The following is a 13,910-nucleotide window of genomic DNA, read 5'->3' as shown; positions in this document are numbered from 1 at the left end:
TGTTGAACCCAAGTTTTCAATGTCAATTCACGAAATGGTCACGAAAGTATGTTGAAGATTGTGTGATGAAGTTCACAAAAGTACGTTGTCCATCACAAAAAGAACGAAAAACTGGATAAACTTTTCACTTTTTAGTCTCAATAGCTATATTCTAATAAAGTCTACACAAGCTGTATGGAAAAAAAAGTACTAAAGATAGGTCAAATAACGGATACCCACATCGGTGGTGATGCGAGTCCTGTCCAGGGTATTGACGTTCGCAGGAACTTTCTTACAGCCTACAATTCCGAGACCATGAAAGACCTGGACCTTTTGGTGCTATCCGGGGACTTGGCCGACGACGCTTCGATAGGAGCGTATTCTTATATTGCTGACATCCTGAAGGACTGCAAGATTCCTGTCTGCATCATTCCTGGAAACCATGACGACCTCAACATCATGGAAAGATATTTTGACTTGAAAGGCGAAATCAAAAACGGCAAGTGTTATTACCGTTACGATATCGGTGGCCGTTCCATTTTTTTCCTGGATAGCGCTAATGGAACCGTCTCGAGTGAACAACTTTTGTGGCTCGAAAGTGAAGCTGCAAAAGTAGATGGCGAAGCCCTGCTGTTCTTGCACCACCCGCCATGCCATTGCGACCATAAGTTTATGGATTCGAGATATGCGCTGAAGAACATCGAGGAAGTCCAGGCGACGCTTTTGAAGATAAAGAATATCAAGCATATTTTTGTGGGGCATTACCATAGCGAGATGGAAGAAAAAATTGGGGACAAGATCGTGTATGTCACTCCGTCGACTCAAATGCAGATCGATCCAAATGCTTCTGATTTTTCTAAGACTTCTAAAGGACCGGGCTGGCGCGTGATTGAATGGGGTGAAAATTTTCTAAAAACGCAGGTTTATTTTGAATAACCCCTTGAAAATTTTTAATTCTTTTGTTAAATTTGGGTCAATGGCGGTTTAGCTCAGCGGTAGAGCACTGGAATCATAATCCATTGGTCCGGGGTTCAAATCCCTGAACCGCTATTACAAAAAAAAGAGGCGAGTATGTCAAAAAAAATTCTAGTAATTTCTCTTTTGGCAATCGCCTCTTTTTTTGTTTCCTGCTCTGACAAGCAGCCGGAAGCAAAGCCTACGAAGCAGGTTGTGCTGCCGCAGTCGCAGCCGATTGTTCCCGTGCTTCCGTTTATGGCTCCTGCAAAATCCACGATTACTGTCGAAAAGGCTACTACCTATGCAAAGGCAAGCAATGGACTTGTCGAACTTGGCGTGAAGTGGTCTGAACGTATTGACAATGCTAAGGATTTTGAAAAGATCCAGATTCTCAATGCGTACAATGTAGCACGTGACCAGCTCTGTGCCCGCGTAGGCTTGCAAGGCGGCATTGCCGAGTTCGACTGGATTACCAATGTGGCCATGAAGAACCCGGAAAACAGGAATGCTTTCGAGAAGGCCGGATTTAAGGTAAAGTAATTTAGTTAGTTATTAATTCTAAGTTACTAGTTATTAGAAAAGTTGAATGAAATGCCGCGAAAAATCGCGGTTATTTTTTGTGAAAAATCCCGCGACAAGGCGCGGGATGAAAAGCTCTAGCAACTACAAGTTAGCAACTATTAACTGCGTCGAAGACGCTTATAGACTTCCATCTGGCGTTCGATGATGCCGTCCCAGGTGAAGCATTTTTCAATGCGTTTACGGGCGCCGGCGAGAAGTTTCTGGATCAGTGCCGGGTCTGCTTCGAGACGCTTGAAGGCTTCGGCGAGCGCGACAGGGTCTTTCTCGGGAACGAGGATTCCTGATTCTCCATCGACAATGACATCCGGGATGCCGCCGACATTGCTTGCGACAATCGGTAATCCTAGTTCCATCGCTTCGATGAGGACGACTCCGAGTCCTTCGGTATCGCCCTTGTGATCGACGATGGCCGGGAGCACAAAGACGTTCGCCGTCTTGTATTCGTTTGCAAGATTCTCGGGTGAAAGCTTGCCTGTGAAAATGATCGGTGCAGGGCTGTATGGATCCCCTACCGCGTTGCACTTGGTCGAGGATGACAATTCAGAATGTGAAGATTCACTTCCTACTTCGAACTTCCTACTTCCTACTGCTTCGGCTTGTTGCTTAAGCTGTTCGGTCAAGTCGCCGACGCCGACGATGCGGATTTCGAACTTGTCTCTTGGCAAATGCTTTGCGGCTTCGATGAGGTAGCAGATTCCCTTGCGTTCGATGTGCCGCCCGACAAAGAGGATCTTGAACTTGCCGTTCACCGGATGCGGAGTAATTCCTAATTCCGAATTCCGCTTTCCGAATTCCAATGTCGTTCCGTACGGGCTCCATTCGACGTTCACGTTGCGGAGTGCCTTGATTTTCCCGGCTGTGAAACTTGAGTTTGCAAAGATCGCCTGTGCTTGCCCGATAGCGAATTTCAGGAGTGGCTTGACCCATTTCTTTTTGCGGATGAGCAGAAGTTCTGCCCCGTGAAAATTCAGCACGAGCGGGATTCTAAAAAGCTTTGCAGCACCGAGTGCAATGTAGGCATGCGGGAACGGCCAGTGTGCATGGATCACGTCAGGGCGCCACTTGCGGCAGATCCTGATGCACTGGAAAAATCCGTTGATGATGTAGGGGATGGCAAGCAGCTGCAACCACGGCTTGGAGGCCATCTTGCTTGGGGCGCCTTCCTCGTGCGTGAGGATTTCCCAGCTTGCAGGTGCGTAGCGGAATCGGTTGACGTGTGTGCCGTCTATGTCGTGGCTCTTGAGTCCTTTGTAGGCGGGGGCGAGAACCTGGATTTCGGCGCCAGCCTTTTTCAGGTGTGCGATGGAGGTGCGCAGCCACGGAACTTCGGCGTCTTCTTGAAATCTGGGGTAGACAGAGCCTATGACGAGGACTTTCATTGTGCCTGCTTTGCGACTTCTTGTGCCTGGATATCCTGGATGCAGGCCGGATAGACAATGGGTTTGACGATCTTGTCGAGCACGAGTTTCATAATTTCGAAGTCGTGCTCGTTTGCCGTGCGGATAAAGCGACCTACAAGGCGGTTCCATCCGTTGAGTTTTGAATCCAGAAGCAGAAGTCCGATTCCGCTTTCGTGTTCCAGAAAGCCGAGAATGTCGCTTCCACGCTTGTTTTGGGAAAGCGTTTCCAGGAATATATTCCAGAACTGCTGGGAGTTGCTCTCGTTGCCCAGGGTTGTGTTGATGGATTCGAAATCAAATTCAATGTACACGAAGGAACTCTTATCCTCGTCACTGCGGATAATTTCTTCCTGACAACGTCTCTCAAAAATATCTTCGGTATAGATGGAGATATTGTATTGATGTTTTTTTATCAAGTTGAAGAGCTCTTCCTTCATCATTGCCCCTAATTTAGTCTATTTTTTAACCATGCAGCGATTGTTAAAATTGAAAAAAGCGCTGAAGAGCAGTGTTTTGGCTACTTCGGTCGAAAATTTTAAGGCCATTAGGTCAGCGACTGGCAAGTACCGTCCGATGACGGCCTTCGAGATACAGATTCTTGAAAAAAACGGGAACAGTTGCGACGACTGGTCGAAGGTGCTGGTCGAGCCGGACTTTGACCCGAACCGCATCTTCCGCTCGAGTTTTATGGGCGATGTGCGCCTCCCGAAGTTCTTTGGCACACTCCTCTTGCCGGGCGATGTCTCGGTCGCTACAGGTATTTATGACTGCATGGTCCACAACTGCATTATCGAGAACGCCTTGATTTACAAGGTCTCGACATTGAGCAATGTGCTTGTACGCAGTAGTGCGGTTGTGCAGAATGTTGGCACTCTTGTCAGTAGCGGAAAGATTAACTACATGGTCGGCTCGACGATTAACGTGGGTAACGAGATGGGCGGCCGCGAAGTGCTGGTTTTCCCGGAACTCACGACGGAACTTGTCGACTTGCAGCTGTTCCACAAGGCAGAACAGAGTGTCCAGGATTCGTTTGCCGAAATGCTCAGCGCCTACAGGTCTGAACTTGCGCTGCCGTTTGGAATTGTAGGGAAGGGCGCAGTCGTATCGAATACGAATATTATCCGCAACAGCTGGATTGGTGCGCATGCCCGCATTGAAGGTGCCGCAAAGATTCGCAATTCCATCATCATGAGTTCGCTTGAGGAATCGAGCCATGTCTATGATTCCGTGATTCTCGAAAACACGAATGTGCAGATGGGCGTGAAGGTGCATACGGGCGCCGAGGTCCAGAGTTCCGTGCTGATGGGCCGCTGCAAGGTCGGCTGCAAGGCGATTGTGAAGTCGTCTATCATTGCACCGTGCTGCCATATCGAAGAGGGCGAAGTCAACAGTTCCTACATGGGACCGATGACGCAGATGCACCACCACTCGCTTTTGATTGCGGCGCTCTGGCCGGAAGGCTGTGGCAATTTGGGCTATGGCGCAAATGTCGGCAGTAATCACACGGGCCGCATGCCGGACCAGGAAGTGATGCCGGGCCAGGGGATGTTCTTTGGACTTGGCGTGAACATCAAGTTCCCGTCGAATTTCCGCGAGTCTCCTTTTACCTTGATTGCAAGCGGGCTTACGACTTTGCCACAGCGGCTCAAGTTCCCGTTTTCGCTGATCCATGCGGGAGACCCGCAGCTGGTGGGTGTGGCTCCGCGTCTGAATGAAATTGTGCCGGGCTGGAACTATGCGAAGAATGCGTATGCGCTAGACCGCAATGCGTATAAATATTCGATTCGCGGCAAGGGCCTTGTGCCGTCTACGTTCTACTCGATTTACAATCCTGAAACGGCTCGCCTGGTGTTCGATGCGTACAACCGCTTGCAGGTGGTGAAGGTCAAGGACGTTTATACGAAATCCGATATTGACGGGCTTGGTGAAAACTTCTTGCGTGAACGCGTACGCCAAAGTGCAGTCAAGGCGTACGGTGAATATCTGGAACGCTACGTACTAGACTTGATGCTTGCGCTGGTGGAAGGCGATGAATCGCTCTCGAAGCAGTCTCCGCGTGAGTTGCGCAAGCTGCTGGGCGAAACGAACAAGGAAATTGCACGTGTCGTGACGCTTCCTGAGACGATGGACGATCTGGTCAAGCGCTACAGGCAGCTCGACAAGGAATGGTTTGACAATGTAAGCCATGGCCTGGATCGCGATAATCAACGCGGCCGCGAGATCTTTGACGATTACGATAGCGCCCATCCGGTGGACAAGGGATTCATGGAATGGGAAAAGGCCCGCTTTGAAGAATCGGTAAAACGCTTGAGTGCGTTCGTGAAGAATCTCGCTTAAGTGTGTATTGAACTACGCGGAATTTTTCTGTTATGTTGTTATATATTTTACTTTGTCTAGAAGTTGTCTTGCGGACGCTTCTTGAAATTCGCGAACGAAGGCTGACGCAGTTGCGCGGTGGCGTGTTTGCCGTGTTGCGGTTGATTCCGCTGGTGAACGATATTGTGCCGCTCCCGGAAAACCGCAGCGAAGTGCATGAGTCGAAATTTGTGAAGCTGCACGAAGAAGGGCACATGGTTCTGCATCATGCGGTATTGCGCAACTTGATGAAAATCGCCTTTTGGATGGTGGCGGTGTGGTTCATGGCTGCAATGATGGTGCGCTGGAATGCAAGCTTTATCGAAGCTGTGCTGTGGCTCCATTTGGCGGCAATTCCGTTCCGCATGCTCTTTCATTTTTACTGCTGGAGCCAGGAATACGAGTGTGACAAGTATGCGCTAGAAAAGACGGACAAGAAAGTGGCGAAGGCCGCATTGCGCGAACTTGCTGCATGCGAAATTCCATACACCGCCTTGTTTGCGCTCGTGTATCGTGAACACCCGACTGCCGTGTTGCGCAGCCAGAGAATGCTGAAAAAGTAGTAGGCAGTAGACAGTAGACAGTGGTTAGTCAATAGTCATTGGTCAATGGTCGTTGGTTGTTTGTTAATGCTTCTCCGTCATCCCGAGAAGCAAAGCGACGAGGAATCCAGTAATTTTTAATTGATAGATATTATCTGGCGGAACCTGCGATGTTTGTTTAAATTTTCATTTTTTTGTATATTCACTTTCGAGGTTTAAAATGTCTCGCTTTACTTCATTGAAAAGTTTCAAATTCCTTTTTTCGATTGCGCTACTTTCGGTTGTTTCTGCATATTCCTTTGACTTGACCGTCAAGGCGAATGTCGATAACGCACAGGTCTTTATCGGTGACAAGTTCAATTATGAAATCCAGGTCACGGCGCCTGAAAATGCAATTGTCGATTTACCGAGCTTTGTCGGGAACCTTGGCAGCTTTGAAGTCAAGGAAATGAAGAACGAAAAAATCACCGAGGGCATGCCTAAGGGCACTGCAAAATTTACTTGGCTTGCAACGCTCAATACATTTGTAAGCGGTGACTTTTTGATTGCCCCGCAAGAAGTGAACGCCGTTGTCGGAACGGATACGGTCAAGACGCACACGGACCCGGTTGCCGTCAAGGTTTCCAACCGCACGACTGGCGAAGAAGCGGATATCCTCGAAGTGGAAGACCCGCTGAGTGACCCGAGACTCCCGCAATGGCTTTATATATTGTTTGCCGTTCTTGGTGTTGCCTTGCTCGTCTTTATTGGTTGGTTCCTGCACAAGAAATTTGCAAAGCGTGGCGAAGCCCCGCAGCTCCCGCCGTACGAAGAAGCAGTACTTGCTCTCAAGGACTTGCGCAATAGGAATTACCTTGCCGAGGGCAACCAGGGCGATTATTTCATGTCGCTTGGGTTCATTACCCGTCGCTACATTGAACGCCGTTTTGAAGTCGATATTCTTGATGCGACCGTCGCCGAACTCAAGAAGCGCATGTCGCATGTGGCAGGGCTTCCGCAGGCTTACAAGGAATCCGTAGTGACACTTGCCGAAGAAACGGAACCGGTGAAGTTTGCGAAGATGAAGCTCGAAGGCGAACGCTGCAAGTTCTGGGACGAATGGGCGGACCGCCTGCTCGAAGATACGAAACCGATGCCGGAAGAAGAAAAGAAAAATAGAGCTTAGAAAATAATGGCTGATAACTAAGTTCTATCAACTTTGTATTCCTGTTGCAACATTTCTTATTATATTTCTTGATAAGAATTAAGGAGAAAATATGACCGTAGTTATCGTTGTCGCTGTCGCCTTTATAATTATCGCTCTGTTCATTTCTATGTACAACGGGCTTGTCAAGCTCCGCAATAATCGCGAGAATGCCTTTGCAAATATCGATGTCCAGCTCAAGCAGCGTTTTGATCTTGTGCCGCAGCTTGTCTCGACGGTCAAGGGTTACGCAACTCACGAAAAGCAGGTGCTTGAAGAAGTGACTGCTGCCCGTGCGGCAGCCATCAATGCTAAAACCATTGACGAGAAGGTTGCTGCCGACAAGTCGCTTTCTGCGGCGCTTACAGGACTTAAAGTTTCGCTTGAAGCCTACCCGGAGCTAAAGGCGAACCAGAATTTTCTGCAGTTGCAGACGGAGCTTTCGGATATTGAGAACAAGCTTGCTGCTGCCCGCCGCTTCTTCAATTCTACAACACGCGAGTATAATAACGCATGCGAGGTCTTCCCGAGCAATATCATTGCTGGCATGTTCCACTTTACCCGTGCGACCATGTACGAGGCGACTGAAAATCGTGAAACGCTAAACAAGGCCCCTGAGGTGCGGTTCTAGACGAAAGAACGGTGCTGCGCACCTACAGACGAGAGGCGAAAGAGAATGTAAAAGCCTAAAATTTTGCTCTGGCAAATTCTCTCATCTTTTGTCTCAAGTAAAGCAAATCTAAATGAAATACGTTGGTCTCCAGACTCAAATCTGGCGGAATAACCGCAATACGGTGATTCTGCTTTTTATGTTCCCGGTGATTTTGCTGGGGATGGTGTTTCTGGTCATTCTGGGGCTTGACTTTTTCGGCCTGCTTTGCGATATTGTCGAGGGTGGATGTCCTCCTGAACATGCATCGCGTATAAGGTATGGGACTATGCACTGGCCTGAAATATGGCATTGCTTCAAGGTCGTGATTCCTTATACATTGCAGATTGTTGGCGTATGGTTCATTGTCGCCTATTGCGCAAATACATCCATTATCCGCCATGCGACTCATGCAAAGCCGCTTGAACGTAAGGAAAACTTGCGCGTCTACAATATTGTCGAGAACCTTTGTATTGCTGGTGGCATCGAGATGCCGCAAATCAACATTATCCAGGATTCTGGAATGAACGCTTTCGCAAGCGGTATCGACATCCCTTCGTTTACCATTACCCTCACGACGGGCTTGATCGAAAAACTGGATGATAGGGAGCTTTCTGCGGTCGTAGGTCACGAACTCACGCATATCAAGAACCGCGATACGCGCCTTATGGTGGTATGCATTGTGTTCGTCGGAATTTTTGCGACAATCCAGACGGTCTCTCTGAAGCTGATAAGCGCCATGTTCCGTAATCCGCGTAGGTCTAGGCGTAGCCGCAATAGCGGGAGTGCCGATATGTATATCCTCCTGGTTTTATTGCTCGTGTTTATCTGGAGTTCCGTTGGCTATGTGTTCACCTGGTTCACGCGGCTTGCTATTTCACGCAAGCGTGAGTATGTAGCCGATGCCGGCGGTGCCGAGCTTTGCGGAGACCCCCTTGCACTTGCGTCTGCGCTGAGAAAAATTTCCAAGGATCCGGGCCTTGTGAGTGTGCAGCGAGACGATATTGCTCAGCTTTATGTGATTCATCCTGATGAGGAATTTGACAATAATGCAGGCTTGAAAGGCTGGGTGGCAAAAGCTAATGTTTTGTTCTGCACACATCCGGATACGCCAGAGCGCATTCTGTTGCTGGAACAGTTCTAATCTTCGGACTGATTTTCTGGTTTTTTGTCCAGGATGGTTTTGTTGATATAGTTTATGCCTTTAGCCTTGTCGGCGGCGGCAGGTGTCTGGAGCTGAATTTGCTCCAACATTAAAGCTTCGAGCTTGTACATCAGTTCGGTGGCTGTACAGCCGAAGGCATCGGCAAGGTCGCAAAATGATTTGACGGAAAGATTGCGTTTGCCTTTTGCGACTAGACCGAGGTGCTGACGGCTAATCCCGCTATCGAGAGCGAGCTTTTTCTTCGTAATCGAAGTAGCCCCTTGCATCTGTGCTAAAAGTTCTATTTCAGCTTTTCGGATGACGTCAATGTCATAGCGCATTTCCTAATTTTATGAATATGTCCTAAAATACGTGCAAACAATAGTTTCCATAATTTCAAGACATAATCAAAAAAGCACCCTTTGGCAGGGTGCTTCGATAAATTTGGATTATAACTAAAAGTGTTTTTTGCCGTTTTTGATTAGAATTGGGCCTTCAAAGCTGCCGGGCATTCAACTTCTTTATAAGTGTGGTTCGGGTTGCCTGCAGCTTCCATCCATGTGGCGAGGAAGAGGCAGCCTTCCTTAGCCTGGGTGTCGTTTGCAAACGACTTGTTGCACTTTTCAGTGAGGCACTGCTTACGCTTGGTCAAAAGGTCGCCGTTGTATCCGACTTCGCTTTCGCATTCGGAGAGGAGACCGCCGTATGTTGCACCTTGGCTGCCCCAGCCCATGCCTGCGCAACCATTGTACAGACCGACACCGCCGCCCGGGATCATCACGTCAAACTGGCCGCCGGCCACGTCGTAACCGATGTTCGATGCCATCACGACGAGAGTCTTGCCCTTGAGAGCCTGGTGGTTTGCCTTGGTTTCGTACTTGCCGGTACCGGTGAAGGTGAGGGCGAAGCACTTGCCGCATGTGGCGTCGTTACCCGGAGTTGCAGCGAATGCGTAGGCGAGCTTGTCGCTCACGATTATAGGAATCTGGCTTGTGCAAGTCGTACCCTGGCCACCGGAGCAGATGCTGCCGTTCGTGTTGCCAATCGGGGTCTTGCCCTTGGCATCGCAAGTCTTTGCGGCGCCGCCGTGTTCCGGCCAAGCGCAGTGAGGCATGCAGCAGTCCCAGTAACGGGTTGCGTAGCCCTGCTGTCCGCCGGCACCTGCGTTGAGGTACTTGGCTTCTTCAGCAGAAGCGTTCGGATTGTCTATTGTGGACGAAGAAGACTTAGCCTGGCTGCTAGAGGATTTTGCCTTGCTGCTGGAAGACTTGGCCTGGGACGAAGATGACTTAGCCTTGCTGCTGGAAGACTTCACCTGGGACGAAGAAGATTTTGGCTGGTCCTGCTTCTGGCTTGAAGAGGACTTTGTTTCCTGGCTGCCGTTTCCGCTTGTTACGTTCAAAGTGAGCGTTACGCTTTTACCGTCGGCATTCCATGTTTCAGTGACTTCGCCAACCTGGAAAGATGAAGGAACTGTAGCAGAAATGGTGAACGTCTTTGCGCTTGCATCGTATTTGCAGTCGCTGTCCTGGATGAACCAGGCGTTCCAGGATTGTCTGGATGGCTGGCTATTGACACCAGTGATGGTGACAGGGGTGATTGCCTTGCCTTGTGCGACAGTCTGCGTAAGGGAACCTGTACCGCCGTTACCTGGCTGTTCCTGCTTTGCAGAAGAGCTTTCCGGCTTCGGTTGTTCCGTTTTCTGCGATGATGATGAAACGATGGGGTTGACTTTAGCGGAGCTGGAGCTTATTGCCGGAATCCCTGGAGTATATACAGAGGAACTGCTTACAGCGATGACCGCGCTGGAATTCGGCGTGTCTCCGCCAGGAGCAGAAACTATTTCGCCTTCAGGTGTCATTACGTAGCCGTTAGGGTAGGTGATGGTTCTACCGGGATTTACAACCGGAAGCGAACTAAGGTCTACGACAATCGGTGCTGCACCGTCTATAATGATGCTGCTGGTTGCAACATCGAATGTTCCGACGGGAACGCTGTATTCGTTAGTCACGGTATACGTGCCTGTCCCGTTTGGAATAATGAAATAGATTGCTGTACCGGTATTTTCCATAAAGCAGTGCTGATCGACGTCGAAAGCTGCTTTTGGCTGGGTTCCAGGAAGTTCCGATGTGTGTCCTGGTACAGATGCTGGGTCTCCGGAGCAATTCCATGTGATGAAGGAAAGGCCGAAAATGGCGAGGGTTGTGAATAGTTTGTTCTTCATGATACAGTAAGCCCTTGTAATTATATCACACCCTGTATTCCAATCATCCGCGCTAAAAGATAAAATCTTCTTCTCTGAAATGCTCGTAAATAAGAGTAAAAAGAACTATACAATAGTTATATGTGAACTTACGCACAACTTATTTATTATCAAAGACTTACAAAAAAGAAAAACGCCCCGGTTTGGGGCGTTCAGTTCCGTTTTAGACCTTTTTTAGTACTTGGCCTTGAGAACTTCAGGGCATTCCACTTCGACGTAATCGTGCAACGGGTTGCCTGCGCCGCTCATGAAATTGGCGAGGAACAAGCAGCCCTTCTTGGCTTCGCTGTCGCTAGAGAATACGCTTTCGCATTTATTTTTATAGCACTTGAGAGTTGCAGTTGGCTTGTAGTTGCTTTCCTTTTCGCAGTCGGAAAGGAGGCCACCGTACTGTTCGCCCTGCGGACCCCAGCCCATGGAGGAGCAGCCGTTGAACATGCCCACGCCACCGCCTGGAATCATGATGTCGAACTGACCCTGCTGAACGTCACCACCGATATTCGTTGTCATGATGATGAGCTTCTTGCCCTTGATGGATCTGTGGTTGTCGTCTGTCGAATACTTGCCCTTGCCGGTGAAGGTGAGCTGGTAGCACTTGCCGCAGGAGCCGCCGTCGCTTGCAGGCACAGCTGCGAAAGCGAAGCCCATTTCATTACAGCCGTCAATTGTGAACGGAATCTGGCTTGTGCAGGTCATGAGGCCGCCGCCACTGCAAACGCTGCCGCCACCCCAGTCGGTGCTTTCGTTCTTGCCCTTGTTGGTGCACTGTCTAGAGTAATTGCCGTTTGCGTGTTCTGGCCAGGAGCAGTGAGGCTTGCAGCAATCCCAGTAACGGGTTGCCCAACCGGAACCGCTCTTGCCGCCGCTTTTCACCTTGATCGACGGGCACTGGCCGGTTACAGGAGCTGAAGAGCTGCTCTTTGGCTGCGAGCTGCTGCTGCTCTTGATCTGGGAACTGCTGCTCTTCGGGGGATTGGCGCTGCTGCTGCTCTGGACCGGCGGAACGTATGCAGAGGAGCTGCTGACCATCGGAGGAACGTAAACGCTTGAAGAAGACGGAATCACGGGAGGAATGTAGTACGCGCACTTTGATTCCGGTGTCAAAAGCGGGAGCTTCGAGAGATCGGCCTGCGTGATCGCGGTGACGTTGTCCTTCGACTTGATGGTTCCTGTGGCAATGTCAAAGGAACCGACAAGATTTCCGCTTGGATCCGTCACGGAAAGATTAGAATAAATGAGGTAACGGCCTGTGTTGTCGACATGGAGGAACGCCGGTTCAGTGATGGTGTAGAAGATTCCGTCACCTGAAATGATTGGCAAGCTTGTCAAGTTGATGTTGTTGACGAGCAGGTTGCCGGACAGGTCCGAGATGAAAATCATTGATGTCGAATTCGGAACGAAATTCCAGATACCGGCTGTGGCGCCAGCTTCGTCCGTCACAGTGTAGTCATCGTAGATAAGGAAGCTCTTATCGGCGGACAGGTACCAGGCATTGACGCAAGATGTAACTTGAGTACTCGGAGGTACTACAGAGCACTTGGCCGGATCGCCAGGGAGTGTTTTAACTCTCTTCGGATCGGAAAGGTCAACCTGGTTGACCAAGTTGACTTGGTTCAGGTCCTTGATGATAACGTAGTTTGTGAACTGAACGGGAAAGGCTGTGCCAACCTGGTTTCCGTTGATGTCGGTTACTCTGAAGTCCTGAAGAATGATGTAGCCTTCTTTGGGCAAGTACAGTGCATCTTCGCAAGGCACAAAAGAGACGTCGCCTTCTTTATTGGTTGGCGATTTTTCAGAGCAAGAACATGCTAAACCAATTGTCCCAAGCGCGAGCAGGGACTTCAAAAGGGGGTATTTCATAGAAGTTCCTCGAAATTATCCCCAAACACCGAGTATAAAAGATAGAAATTATGTATATAATGTGTTGTAAAAAAACTTTTCATGTTGAAGATTGTATATGAATTTGAAAATGAGTTGATAGTTATTGGTTGCAAGTTAACTTGGTCGATATCCGTTCATGTATTTTTGATTTTCTGGGCGATGAAAAATATTGTGGTTTTTTTGCGAAGTCTTTCCTTTGATAACAAACGAAAAAGGTTCAAGATCTTGAAAGTCAATGGCTTGAGCGACCTCAAAAACGTAAAACTTTGTAAAATTTTATAATGTAAAAATCTTTTTACATTTGAGAACAAAGACTGTTAAATTACTTTTTGGCTGTTTATGCGAATTGTTTATAAAATGTTGAAAAAGTGGTTTTATACTTGAAACAAAATATTGAACCTTTGATTTTTGAGCGAAAAAGGGCATTTCCATCCCCAGAAATAAGCGGGTTTTCAACGGCTCGAAAACATCCCGAAAAACTGTGGATAAGTCCGAAAATCCGCATTTTTAGCGCAATTTCAAAAGAAAAATACTTGCAAATTACCTAGCATTTATTAAATTTGTGTTCCAATTTCGCAGAGTACCGCTTCCTATGCTTTGCGAAAATACGGAGAACTCGTGTAGTTCTCTTGAACTTGAAGCGATAAACCTTCTGCTGAAGAAGAGGAAAAAATGGCAAAAGAACATTTTGACAGAAGCAAGCCGCACTGCAACATTGGCACCATCGGCCACGTTGACCACGGTAAAACCACTTTGACCGCTGCAATCTGCACCACCCTTGCTGCTAAGGGTCTTGCCGCTGCAAAGCGTTTCGATGAAATCGACAACGCTCCGGAAGAAAAGGCTCGTGGTATCACGATCAACACCTCCCACGTGGAATACACCACTGCTAACCGTCACTACGCACACGTCGACTGCCCGGGGCATGCTGACTATGTGAAGAACATGGTGACTGGTGCTGCTCAGATGGACGGC

13 protein-coding genes and 1 tRNA gene are annotated in these 13,910 nt (G+C 48.8%); 9 read left to right on the top strand and 5 right to left on the bottom strand.

All coding sequences use genetic code 11. The features are described from left to right. Positions 1-174: 174 nt before the first annotated feature. The 3 genes from ACJMM9_RS07005 to ACJMM9_RS06995 all read left to right on the top strand — a co-directional run bounded on the left by ACJMM9_RS07005 (position 175) and on the right by ACJMM9_RS06995 (position 1,476). Positions 175-915 (top strand): metallophosphoesterase family protein, encoded by a 741-nt coding sequence (locus tag ACJMM9_RS07005; protein ID WP_405325080.1) that lies wholly within the window; start codon positions 175-177, stop codon positions 913-915. Positions 916-957: 42 nt separating this feature from the next. Continuing rightward, a tRNA-Met gene (locus ACJMM9_RS07000) sits at positions 958-1,029 on the top strand. A 21-nt stretch (positions 1,030-1,050) separates the two neighbouring features. After that, the gene (locus ACJMM9_RS06995) at positions 1,051-1,476 is read left to right on the top strand and encodes a hypothetical protein (protein WP_405325077.1); all 426 of its coding nucleotides are present in this window, start codon (positions 1,051-1,053) and stop codon (positions 1,474-1,476) included. A 140-nt stretch (positions 1,477-1,616) separates the two neighbouring features. Here the strand turns inward: ACJMM9_RS06995 and ACJMM9_RS06990 are convergent, their stop codons facing one another. Then, positions 1,617-2,897 carry a glycosyltransferase gene (locus tag ACJMM9_RS06990; RefSeq protein ID WP_405325074.1) on the bottom strand — a complete coding sequence of 427 codons (1,281 nt, stop codon included), beginning with the start codon at positions 2,895-2,897 and terminating at the stop codon, positions 1,617-1,619. Continuing rightward, on the bottom strand, positions 2,894-3,358 hold the full coding sequence (locus ACJMM9_RS06985; protein ID WP_405325071.1) for a hypothetical protein: 465 nt from the start codon (positions 3,356-3,358) through the stop codon (positions 2,894-2,896). Before ACJMM9_RS06985 ends, ACJMM9_RS06990 begins: the two co-directional genes overlap by 4 nt. A 73-nt stretch (positions 3,359-3,431) precedes the next feature. Here ACJMM9_RS06985 and ACJMM9_RS06980 point away from each other — a divergent pair, with 73 nt between their 5' ends. From ACJMM9_RS06980 to ACJMM9_RS06960, 5 genes are all read left to right on the top strand, one after another. Continuing rightward, positions 3,432-5,255, top strand: coding sequence for a DUF4954 family protein (locus tag ACJMM9_RS06980; protein WP_405325068.1), 1,824 nt, complete (start codon positions 3,432-3,434; stop codon positions 5,253-5,255). Between the two features lie 68 nt (positions 5,256-5,323). Then, the gene (locus ACJMM9_RS06975; protein WP_405325065.1) at positions 5,324-5,836 is read left to right on the top strand and encodes a M48 family metalloprotease; all 513 of its coding nucleotides are present in this window, start codon (positions 5,324-5,326) and stop codon (positions 5,834-5,836) included. A 199-nt stretch (positions 5,837-6,035) separates the two neighbouring features. Beyond that, positions 6,036-6,980: a hypothetical protein gene (locus ACJMM9_RS06970; protein WP_405325062.1), complete on the top strand. Its 945-nt coding sequence runs from the start codon at positions 6,036-6,038 to the stop codon at positions 6,978-6,980. A gap of 91 nt (positions 6,981-7,071) precedes the next feature. Further along, positions 7,072-7,629 carry a LemA family protein gene (locus ACJMM9_RS06965; RefSeq protein WP_405325059.1) on the top strand — a complete coding sequence of 186 codons (558 nt, stop codon included), beginning with the start codon at positions 7,072-7,074 and terminating at the stop codon, positions 7,627-7,629. A gap of 112 nt (positions 7,630-7,741) precedes the next feature. Then, positions 7,742-8,791 (top strand): M48 family metallopeptidase, encoded by a 1,050-nt coding sequence (locus tag ACJMM9_RS06960; RefSeq protein WP_405325057.1) that lies wholly within the window; start codon positions 7,742-7,744, stop codon positions 8,789-8,791. Here ACJMM9_RS06960 and ACJMM9_RS06955 read toward each other — a convergent pair. From ACJMM9_RS06955 to ACJMM9_RS06945, 3 genes are all read right to left on the bottom strand, one after another. Beyond that, on the bottom strand, positions 8,788-9,132 hold the full coding sequence (locus ACJMM9_RS06955) for a helix-turn-helix domain-containing protein (RefSeq protein ID WP_405325055.1): 345 nt from the start codon (positions 9,130-9,132) through the stop codon (positions 8,788-8,790). The genes ACJMM9_RS06960 and ACJMM9_RS06955 overlap by 4 nt on opposite strands. A gap of 140 nt (positions 9,133-9,272) precedes the next feature. Continuing rightward, a complete protein-coding gene (locus ACJMM9_RS06950) occupies positions 9,273-11,015 on the bottom strand; it encodes a glycosyl hydrolase family 5 (protein ID WP_405325052.1) in 1,743 nt (580 codons plus the stop codon). A gap of 213 nt (positions 11,016-11,228) precedes the next feature. Further along, on the bottom strand, positions 11,229-12,914 hold the full coding sequence (locus ACJMM9_RS06945; RefSeq protein ID WP_405325049.1) for a glycosyl hydrolase family 5: 1,686 nt from the start codon (positions 12,912-12,914) through the stop codon (positions 11,229-11,231). A gap of 693 nt (positions 12,915-13,607) precedes the next feature. Between ACJMM9_RS06945 and ACJMM9_RS06940 the strand changes: the two genes are divergently transcribed. Then, on the top strand, positions 13,608-13,910 hold a 303-nt coding region (locus ACJMM9_RS06940; RefSeq protein ID WP_304038784.1), incomplete at its 3' end, for a GTP-binding protein.

The organism is Fibrobacter sp. (genome assembly GCF_045112255.1).
Taxonomy (GTDB): domain Bacteria; phylum Fibrobacterota; class Fibrobacteria; order Fibrobacterales; family Fibrobacteraceae; genus Fibrobacter.
Note: the sequence above shows the minus strand (reverse complement) of the source record. Positions and strands in the feature narration are given on the sequence as shown.